Genomic DNA, 8,251 nt, shown 5'->3' with positions numbered 1-8,251 from the left:
ACTCCTCCGCGATCCGGCCTCCGCCGCCGAGGCGCTGCGCCGTGGGCTCCTGCGCCGCGCCGACGCCGAGCGGTGCGTCGCCGAACGGACGCATCTGGCCGCCCTCGCGGAGAACCCGTCGTTGCCCGCCGACCTCGTGGAGCGGCTCGCTGCCGACTCCGACGGGGCCGTACGGCTCGCGGTCTCCCTCAGGCCGGAGCTGGACGAGGCACGGCGCATGTCGATCGATTTCACGGTCGGGGACCTGGACGGAGGGGACGGCGTGTGGTGGGTACGAGACGGGCCGGCCGACCCCGAGGTGCTGCGACGGGCCGCGGCCTCAGCCCACCCGCTGCTTCGGCGCGCCGCCGCCCGGAGTCCTCATTTGCAGCTCGGCCTTCTGCGTCGGCTCGCACGCACCGGGGATCCGGTGGTGGAGAACCGCCTGGGCGTTCATCACCCCGACGCCTCGGAGGAGGTCCTGATGCGGGTGTACGCGCGGCTCGGTGGCACGTTCTCGGCGTGGATGGCGGAGACCCACCCCCGCTTCCCCCGCGAAGGTCTCGCCGCCCGCTACGCGGACCACCCGGACGGCAACTACCGTCGGCTGGCCGTCCGGGACCCGGCCGCCACGCCCGCGCTGATCGAACGGCTCAGCCATGATCCCGAGGTCTGGACGCGCCAGGCGGCGGCCGGCGACCCGCGCCTCCCGCTCCGCCGACTCCGCGAGGCGCTCCACGTCCCCGAACTGGCCTCCAGTGCGGGTGCCAACCCGGCACTCCCCGAGGACGAGATGGCCGCCGTCCTCGACAGGGCCGGCGTTTCCGCCTGACCACGAGCACCCCCTGCCCTGCGCAGTTCTCCGACGGCTCGTTCCGGGGAAGTTGCAAACCCGAAGGACCCGATCGAACACCCGAGCGGACATCCATACCGACCAGTCACAACGGGCCGTTCCCCGGTCCGACTTCAGTGACGAACGGTCCAGTGCGGTTCTCCTCGACTGGGCGCGGACCCTGCTCGACCGAGCCGAACGGCTCCGGGAACGGGTGGCCGCGGCGGCCGGGAACACGGCCATCACCGTCGGCATCCTCGGTGACAGCGCCGATCCGAACGCCACACGAGTGGCCCGCGCCTACCGTCGGCGGCATCCGGGGCGTCGAGGTCCGCGTCCGCGAGACCGATCTGACCGATCCCACCCGCGGGCTAGGCGCAGGTCTGGTCGACGTCGCCCTGACCCGCGGGCCGTTCGACGAGACCGCTCTCGTCGTGCAGGAGCTCCGCACCGACCCCGTGGGCGCGCTGCTGCGCTGCCTAGGGTGACGCACATGGACACGAACCGGCCCCCGCCGACACCCCGACCGCGGATACGCCGCGGTGGTTGAAGGGCTGCTCGATCGGCGCCTTCGTCCTCCTCGGCCTGACCGGCCTCGGGGCCTGGGGACTGGCCGAGCTCGAGAAGGGCCTCGACGGCTACGGCCAGCTGGAACGGAGCGGCCCCGCCGGATCCGTGGCGGACCCTCTCGGCCCCGGCGCGACCGCCCGGTACGGGGCCGGTGTGCCGGACCGTGCCGTCCGCCGCGACGTGCGCCGAGGCGCCGGTCCGGGAGAACGTGACCAGGACGCCGTCGTCCCCGGGCAGCGCCGTGACGGGGAAGAGGGGGCGGGTGCCGCCGATCATCGGCTGCTCCTGCAGGAAGGCGCGGAGCCGCGGTCGGCGAGGCGCTTTTGCCGTGGTGTCAGCGAGGCCCAGGAGGTGTTCCCTCCCCGCCGTCCGGTGCCGTGCCCCGTACCCGGCGTAGCGTTTGGCATGTGACACTGACCCGGATGACCCTGCTGTTCCACCGTCCTTCCTTCGTTCCGTGGCACTCGACGTCGTCCTGGGTGACCGTGCCGTGAGCGAGGTCGTCTTCACCCGGCAGAACTGGTTCCCTCGTGCGGTCCGCGAGGACGGAGACCTCCTGCTCGAGGTCGTCGGCGGAGCTGACGCGCTCCACGACCCGCGGACGTTCACCGTCCCCGTTGTCGAAGAGCACGTCACGGCGCTCCGGAACAGCCTGTCCCGGCATCTGCTGCTGTACAGCGCGTTCCTGCCGCTGTGCCATGCCGCCGGTAGCAGCGGACCTCTCGACGAGCGTGCGGCGGCAGCGTTGTTGGATGCGGTCCTGTTCGGTTCCCAGGAGGAGGTCGACGCGCTGTTCGGGCGCATCAGGTGGGACAGGCCCTGCCTCATCGCCCACGGTGCGAGCGTCAAGCTGCTCGCGCGGGGGAAGGTCTTCGCGGCGGCGCAGTCCGCGACGCCGACGTCGAACTGGGACCGGGTCCGACGGTACGACGCCAAACGCACCCGCGGGTGACTGCAACCGCGTCGTCTCCCGGGAGATCGTCGGCGTGCTGGGCCAGGTCTCCCGTGGGTGGACGCTCTGATGGTGCCGCTCGTGGTGTGAACTCGTGGTGTGAGTCCGACGGTCACGTCGGGCGGGAGCGCTGCTCGACCAGCCAGGTGTGGTGCGCGATCGCGGAGGTGACCTCGCTGCGGTAGTCACGGCCGGGCTCTCCTCCGCGGCGGTACAGGTCGCGTGCGAAGTACGGAGAATCCGGGGTGTACGGCGCGCTCATGTGGATCTTTCGAGCGAGTCGGCGCAGGTACTCGTGCCCGCCCTTGCTGTACGCCTCCCGTTCGGAAGGATCCAGCTCGATCAGCGCGGAGTCGTCGATGACCGCGCTGTAGGAGTAGCGGGCGTCCAGGTAGAGCGAGTCACCCTGCTGGACCAGGAACCACGCACCGGGCTGGTGGTCGAGGTATCGCATGGCGTCCCGTTCGGCGAGCAGGCGTTCCTCCGATCCCCACTGGCCAGCCGGCGGGATCGGCTCGACGGGCCGTCGACGGGCGTCGTCGACGGCGTAGTGGCCGAAGGTGGGAGAGCCGTCTCCGTACAGGGTGAAGCAGATGACGTGGCGACAGGACGTACAGGTCAGGTGGCTCTCGACGAGCGTCATCAGACGGGAGGCGTGGAGCGCCCGGAGGTCGGCGAGCTTCACCCAGGAGGCGTCCTCCTTGAGGGTCTTGGCGGCGACCGCGCCCTCGAGCCGCAGAAGAGTGGCATCGACGTCGACACCGTTGTCGCCGCGCACGAGCAAAGCCGTGCAGGCCGGACATGCATCGGCGTCGGGCGGGAGCCCGAGTCCGGGTCTGTCCACGGTGACGACGATGCGGGCCAGACGTCCCGGCTGGTTCCAGCCGCCGCTGTGGCCGTCGCCGTGGACGAAACGCAGCCGGGCATGCCCGGACCCGAGCGTGAAGTACGGGCTGCTGAGGCCGGAGAAGTGGACGGGCAGTGCAAGGGCGGCCTTGAGTTCCGCCAGCGTCGCGTCATTGGTGAGGCCCTCGACCCACTGCGCGAGGTCGACGACGCCGAGGTTGTCGGCACCAAGGCCGTCGGTGCCCCGGCGGTCGGCGGCGGCCTTCACATGCAGGATCACGGCTGCCACGGTGTCGTGATGGAGCACGATCTCTCCGCCCGATGCGAAGCGCAGCTTGCGCACGCGAAGCACGGGCTCGCCGAGGTCGCGTTCGGTCACGGAGGTGGGTTCGCCGCCGAAGGCCCGGATGAGCCGACGCACAGGCTCATCGGCCGTACCCAGGGCGAGGGCGTCCACGAGGAGTGGAAGCCTGCTCCGTGCGGCCCACCGGTGCTTGTTCGTCACGCTCACTCCCGTCGTCGCCGGAATCGGATGCTCGGTGCCGGCCCGCAGTCCGGTCGACGGTGACGACTCAGAGTACTGCCGGGCCGGAGTGGACCGGCATGCCGTGCCGTGCAGCGCCTATGGTCCCGGTGGATGGGCACGTGCTCCGAATCCCGTGCGGATCCGAGCGCGCCGTCATGGCCTGGAGGTCGCTCCGCGACAGCTCGTTCGCGCGACGGCCCGCCGCCTTGCTCGCCGTCCACCCCGCGGTGGGCCTGACACGCGTCGGCGGATTCGTGTGGGCCAGCTCACGTCGATCGGAGCGATGACTCTGCTGGTCCCGGTGGGTCGGATGAGCGACAACTCCACCTGAGGAAGGCCCAGTCATGACCCACACAGTCAGCGCATCCAGGCACGTCGCTTCCCCGACACCTGTGTCCCGCCCGGCGGTACGCCGCTCGCTGGTCGGTGGCATGGTGGCGGGTCCGGTGTTCCTCGCGGTCGGCGTCGCTCAGGGGCTGGCGCGTGACGGCTTCGACTTCACACGCAACGCGCTCAGCCAGCTCGCGCTGGGCGAGGCGGGTTGGATCCAGACGGTGAACTTCCTGCTCGTCGGCGCCCTGCTGATGGCGGGTGCGATCGGTCTGCGCCGGGTGCTGGGCGGCGGTGGGGGCGGCTCGTGGGCGCCGGTGCTGGTCGGTGTCTTCGGTGCCTCGTTCTGGGTGGCTGCCGCCTTCCCGGCGGACGCGGGCGCGGGCTTTCCGGCCGGGACCCCCGATGCGACCGTGATGAGCGGGCACGGAACCGTCCACATGGCCGCCGGAATGGTCGGCTACCTGGCTCTGTGCGCGGCCTTCGTCGTCCTGGCCGGTCCGCTCGCCGCCCACGGGCACCGCAGGTGGGCCGTGGCCTCGCGGCTCCTCCCGGTCGCCGTTCTCGCGGGGTTCGCCGCCTCCGCCACCTCCGTCCTGGCCTTCACGGCCGGCGCCGGCCTCGGCCTTCTGGGACTGACCGCGCTGACGGCCCGTCTGGCCACCACGCCGGCGAACCACTGACCAGCGGTCGGCCCCGGATCACCGAGTGGGGAGACCCCCTGGCTGAGGACACCGGCGGCAAGGAGTCAGGAAGGGCTCACGCACGAGCGCCCTGCCGGACCTCCTCGCCCAGGTGGTCCGGCAGGGCGAAGAGCGGGAAGAGACGCTCGGTGTCACGGAAGGCCGTGATGCCGGCGATCCGGTCGCCCGCGAAGTCGACGACCTGGAGGGCCCAGGGGACGTAGCCGGTGCCGTCCGAGCGCGGGCGGTACTGGCCGAAGGCGGGAGAGCCGTTGGCGGTGGTCGGAACCAGGCGCGAGCCGCGGCAGCCGATCGCGGGGCCGGTGAGCCACGCCTGGATGTCGGGGACACCTCGCATCCACTTCGCGTACGGGGGCAGGCAGAGCGTGGCATCGACATGGAGGAGCATCTTCAACTCCTCCATGTCGTAACGGGAGAACGCCGCGGCATACCGCTCGGCCAGCACCTGACGGACACTGTCGCCGCACGGCCGGGCCGCAGGCCCGTCGGTCGCCCGGCGGCGGTCGGCCAGCGTGGCGCGCGCCCGCTGCAGGGCGCTGTTGGCCGAGGCGACGGTGCAGCCATGCAGATCGGCGACCTCTCGCGCCGAGAAGCGCAGGACGTCCCTCAGGACCAGCGTGGCCCGCTGCCTGGGCGGCAGGTGCTGCAGCGCGGCGACGAACGCCAGCCGCACCGACTCGCCCATCGCGGCGGCCGCCTCCGGATCGTCGCCGGGACAGGGCTCCACCCACAGGGCGGCGTCCTGCGGGAGCGCCGGCGGCGTACCGCCCTCGCTCGGCCCGGACAGATCCATCGGCAGTGCCCGCCGCCTGCCTGAGGCGAGGGCGTCCAGACAGACGTTGGTGGCGATGCGGTACACCCATGACCGCAGCGCCGACCGGCCCTCGAAACGGTCCATGCTCCGCCACGCCCGTACCAGTGCTTCCTGCACGGCGTCCTCGGCCTCGGCGTACGACCCCAACATCCGGTAGCAGTAGGCGGTCAGCTCCCGCCTGTACCCTTCGAGCCCTTCCACCGCCGTTCCGGACACCCCGGTATCCCCCATGCCGCACTCCTTCGGAAAGAGCCCACGTCGCTGGCCAGTCCCTCACTGTAGGACCGGTTCATGGCTGAGGCGGCGTCCTCGAGGAGGGTCCGGGTCGGGCGAGCTTGCCCTGGATGCGCGGGTGACCTCCTCCCTGTGCCTTCTCGGCGGAGCTCGGGAGAAGGATGTGCGACCATCACGGCGTGGCCATACCTGCCCCACCACCATCCGATGTACCGCGCTCGCCGATGCGTCCGGCGTCGGCCATGTCCGTGCTGGCCGCTCTGCTGGACCGCTCACTGGACCACATGGCGGAGGCGGCCGCAGACGTCCGCCTGTTCGACAGGGAAGCCATTCGCGCGGCGTCGGACGTGTGGGACAACAATCTCTTCCCGCTGTTCTGGGCCGCGAGCGCCTCCGGAGCGGGTGAACGTGAGCGGCGGGCGACGGCCGTGCTGGAGTGGATGGCCGGACTCGGCGAGCGGCGGCGCGGATGGATGGTCGAGCAGGCAAGGATTGCCGGGTACGACATCGAAGCGCTTCTGTCTCCGGCCAAGCCTCACTCGCCAGGCCGCGACCATCTCGGACGCGTCATGGCACCGCAATGCCGGCTTACGCGCCAGGCCGTGGACGAGTTGCTTCCCGACTACGATCTCGCGACGGCGTCCGTCCGCCACCTGCAGGTGGAGCGTGCCGGTACTCGCCTGTCCGCTTTTCTCCGACTGGTCGTCGATCGCAAGTTCGCAGTCGATGAGCCCGCACCGCCCGCACTGCTGGATGTGTGGCTGGACGGTGTCAGCGACGTCGCCTTCCGCCTGCCGGACACGCGGGGAGCCATCCTTGACGCCGGAGTGCGGGAGATCGGGATTTCCCTGGGCTCCAGCGGTCGGCTCCGCGCCACCGGTGGTGAATATCGTCTGGACGACCGTTCGTGGCACCTGTCCGGGGCCGGTCGGCGCGCGGACGCGGTCACTCCTCCCCGCAGCAGCCGGCCGGAGTCCCGGCGTCGGCCGCCGGGCGGCGACCTGAGCCCCGACACGCACGCTGCCGCCGCACTTCTGCGCCACTCCATGCTGGAGCTCCGCTCGGTGCGTTACGCCGCCGAAGCGGATCATGTGCCCGTGCTCAAGCTGTGCCGAGCCTTCTCAGGAGCGGGTGAAGCGATCCTGGCCGCCGGTTCGCAGCACGGCGGCCGCCGCCGGGATACGGCCTTCCGTGCCGTCATCCGGACGTGGGCCGATCAGGGCGGTCCAGAACTCGCCCGCTGGTTCGCGGACATTCTCAAGACGCAAGCAGGCCGCCCGGACCTCATCGAGGAGCCCTCTGCTGCTGCACGGACTCCCGCCCCTCTCGCCGGCACCACACCCGCGTCCAGCGAGCCCGGACAGGCGGTTCTCAGCATGGTCTCCTGGACGGCGGCGCACACCGACTACCGTGTGGAACGCGCGGCTACCGCGCAGCTCCAGCTCGCCCTGCCGCCCCGGCCTGGTGGGAGCTCCTCGGCGCCCTGGCGGCTGCGAACCGTCAGCTGCACGGAGCCCGACGCCTTCCATCTGGACGTCACGGCCTTTCAGGGCCCCGGCTCGCTCGTCCAGGTGGGGAAACCCACTGCCGCCTGCAGCCTCGACCTGCACCGGGGGGCCTTGCACATCGCGGCCGGTGACGGCTGGAGCGCATCGGTGTAGGTGAGACCGGGGTCATGGCACAGATCTCGGGGAGCGGGCGCGGAGCCCCACCTCGCGGTTCCTATGCGCTCGTTGATCGGCTACTCAAGGGCCAGGTAGTCAGGTGACGGATGCCCCAGCTCGGGGTGTTCCGCCGCGTACCGATCGCCGTGGATCGACAGCATCGCCCAGTGCCATGGCTCGTCGTGAAAGACCAGCCCGCGAAACGGCGCATCGGCCGACTCGTACGGGTAATGCGCCAGGGCGGCCTCACTCGCCTCCTCCGGCGACAGCCCGCCGTGATGCTGCATGACCCATGCGTAGGCCCGCCGCTCGGACCGCAGGTAGTCGAGATACTCAGCTTCGTTCCACGTCACGGCGTAAGGGTAGGCCGCTCGCCGGAGGGGGCCGCGCGTCACGGAAGCAGGTTTCTTGCAACCGGGTGGCGGTCACCCGCGCACCCGGCCGGATCACCACAGCGGCGACAAGGCGTACACGAACCGCCGTAACCGCCGGTACCTGCGCAAGCGCCGGATCAAGCACACCGTGCCGGCCGCACAGTGACCGTCGCAGCCATTCGCCTCTGGCTGCGATCATGACCCGCCGCAGTCACTTCGGGCGCGTGCGGTCAGCTCAGTCGGGCGTCCGCGTACACGGTCATCGCATCGCGCTGGTAGACGGCGAGACCTTCGGCGATCTTGTCGAAGTTCGCCCGCATCTGCGGGTCGTCGACATAGGTCTGGCCCACTCCCCTGTAGGCGGCCGCGTTCGGGGTCCAGAACCGGCAGATCTGCTGGTAGTTGGCGTCCACCTCGGCCTGTACG

Annotated in this window: 7 protein-coding genes and 3 pseudogenes; 6 read left to right on the top strand and 4 right to left on the bottom strand. The window is 71.1% G+C overall.

The window, feature by feature from the left end; translation table 11 throughout:
* The 3 genes and pseudogenes from HW445_RS11700 to HW445_RS11690 form a co-directional block, all read left to right on the top strand.
* Positions 1–811 (top strand): annotated as a pseudogene (locus HW445_RS11700) (Mucin-2); the annotation flags it as partial.
* Positions 812–902: 91 nt separating this feature from the next.
* A pseudogene (locus HW445_RS11695) lies at positions 903–1,287 on the top strand (LysR substrate-binding domain-containing protein); the annotation flags it as partial.
* Between the two features lie 551 nt (positions 1,288–1,838).
* Entirely contained in the window at positions 1,839–2,333 is a 495-nt protein-coding gene (locus HW445_RS11690) for a DUF6357 family protein (protein ID WP_218956863.1), read from the top strand.
* Between the two features lie 112 nt (positions 2,334–2,445).
* Here HW445_RS11690 and HW445_RS11685 read toward each other — a convergent pair whose 3' ends face one another.
* The gene (locus HW445_RS11685) at positions 2,446–3,684 is read right to left on the bottom strand and encodes a hypothetical protein (protein ID WP_180220961.1); all 1,239 of its coding nucleotides are present in this window, start codon (positions 3,682–3,684) and stop codon (positions 2,446–2,448) included.
* 365 nt (positions 3,685–4,049) lie between these two features.
* Between HW445_RS11685 and HW445_RS11680 the strand changes: the two genes are divergently transcribed.
* Positions 4,050–4,718, top strand: coding sequence for a DUF998 domain-containing protein (locus tag HW445_RS11680; RefSeq protein ID WP_180220960.1), 669 nt, complete (start codon positions 4,050–4,052; stop codon positions 4,716–4,718).
* A 76-nt stretch (positions 4,719–4,794) separates the two neighbouring features.
* Here the strand turns inward: HW445_RS11680 and HW445_RS11675 are convergent, their stop codons facing one another.
* Positions 4,795–5,784, bottom strand: a complete 990-nt coding sequence (locus tag HW445_RS11675; protein ID WP_180220959.1) for a sigma-70 family RNA polymerase sigma factor — start codon at positions 5,782–5,784, stop codon at positions 4,795–4,797.
* A 245-nt stretch (positions 5,785–6,029) separates the two neighbouring features.
* Between HW445_RS11675 and HW445_RS11670 the strand changes: the two genes are divergently transcribed.
* Positions 6,030–7,448 (top strand): hypothetical protein, encoded by a 1,419-nt coding sequence (locus HW445_RS11670; protein ID WP_180220958.1) that lies wholly within the window; start codon positions 6,030–6,032, stop codon positions 7,446–7,448.
* An 80-nt stretch (positions 7,449–7,528) separates the two neighbouring features.
* Here HW445_RS11670 and HW445_RS11665 read toward each other — a convergent pair whose 3' ends face one another.
* The gene (locus HW445_RS11665; protein WP_180220957.1) at positions 7,529–7,804 is read right to left on the bottom strand and encodes a hypothetical protein; all 276 of its coding nucleotides are present in this window, start codon (positions 7,802–7,804) and stop codon (positions 7,529–7,531) included.
* Between the two features lie 58 nt (positions 7,805–7,862).
* Between HW445_RS11665 and HW445_RS11660 the strand changes: the two are divergent.
* A pseudogene (locus HW445_RS11660) lies at positions 7,863–7,979 on the top strand (IS5/IS1182 family transposase); the annotation flags it as partial.
* A gap of 76 nt (positions 7,980–8,055) precedes the next feature.
* On the opposite strand, the gene HW445_RS11655 reads toward HW445_RS11660, so the two are convergent.
* The coding region (locus HW445_RS11655; RefSeq protein WP_180220956.1) for a TipAS antibiotic-recognition domain-containing protein at positions 8,056–8,251 on the bottom strand (196 nt) is incomplete at its 5' end.

Source organism: Streptomyces sp. UH6 (assembly GCF_013421635.1).
In the GTDB taxonomy this organism is placed as follows: Bacteria; Actinomycetota; Actinomycetes; order Streptomycetales; family Streptomycetaceae; genus Streptomyces; species Streptomyces abyssomicinicus.
The sequence above is the reverse complement of the archived record's forward strand: the minus strand, read 5'-3'. Positions and strand labels throughout refer to the sequence as shown.